Source organism: Pseudoalteromonas sp. BSi20495, from assembly GCF_000241185.1.
Classification (GTDB): domain Bacteria; phylum Pseudomonadota; class Gammaproteobacteria; order Enterobacterales; family Alteromonadaceae; genus Pseudoalteromonas; species Pseudoalteromonas fuliginea.
In genome coordinates, this window is the sequence record NZ_BADY01000204.1 from 1 (window position 1) to 215 (window position 215).

The window sequence follows — 215 nt, forward strand, 5'->3', positions numbered from 1 at the left end:
CAAATTTGGGTGAAAAAATGACGAAATTAAAACGCGCAACATATTCAGCGGCAATTAAATTAGAAACGGCTCAGCTTGTAGTAGACCAAGGTTATACGCAAGAAGACGCAGCAAAAGCGATGGGGGTGGGTAAATCAACCGTAAGTAAATGGGTTACTCAATTAAAGCTAGAACGCAATGGTCAGACACCCACAGCTTCACCAATGACGCCCGAG

At 43.7% G+C, this 215-nt stretch carries 1 protein-coding gene; it reads left to right on the forward strand.

Annotation, left to right across the window (positions count from 1 at the left end; translation table 11 throughout):
* Positions 1-17: 17 nt before the first annotated feature.
* The coding region (locus P20495_RS21195; protein ID WP_033016558.1) for a transposase at positions 18-215 on the forward strand (198 nt) is incomplete at its 3' end.